The sequence below is a fragment of the Aeromonas sp. PrichA-15 genome (genome assembly GCF_017939245.1).
Taxonomy (GTDB): domain Bacteria; phylum Pseudomonadota; class Gammaproteobacteria; order Enterobacterales; family Aeromonadaceae; genus Aeromonas; species Aeromonas caviae.
Window position 1 is genome coordinate 1 of sequence record NZ_JAGKRH010000363.1, and the last position, 293, is coordinate 293.

The following is a 293-nucleotide window of genomic DNA, read 5'->3' on the forward strand; positions in this document are numbered from 1 at the left end:
GAGGAGCTGGCCGAGGTGGATGTGGACTGGCTGATCGCCGAGCGCCCCGGCAAGGTAAGAACCTTGAAACAGCATCCACGCAAGAACAAAACGGCCATCAACATCGAATACATGAAAGCCAGCATCCGGGCCAAGGTGGAGCACCCGTTTCGCATCATCAAGCGACAGTTCGGCTTCGTGAAAGCCAGATACAAGGGGTTGCTGAAAAACGATAACCAACTGGCGATGTTATTCACGCTGGCCAACCTGTTTCGGGCGGACCAAATGATACGTCAGTGGGAGAGATCTCACTA

At 53.9% G+C, this 293-nt stretch carries 1 protein-coding gene; it reads left to right on the forward strand.

Annotated features, from left to right (window positions below; translation table 11 throughout):
- Window positions 1-293, forward strand: a 293-nt coding sequence (locus J9889_RS23225; RefSeq protein ID WP_032173437.1) for an IS5/IS1182 family transposase, incomplete at both ends; no start/stop codon positions are given.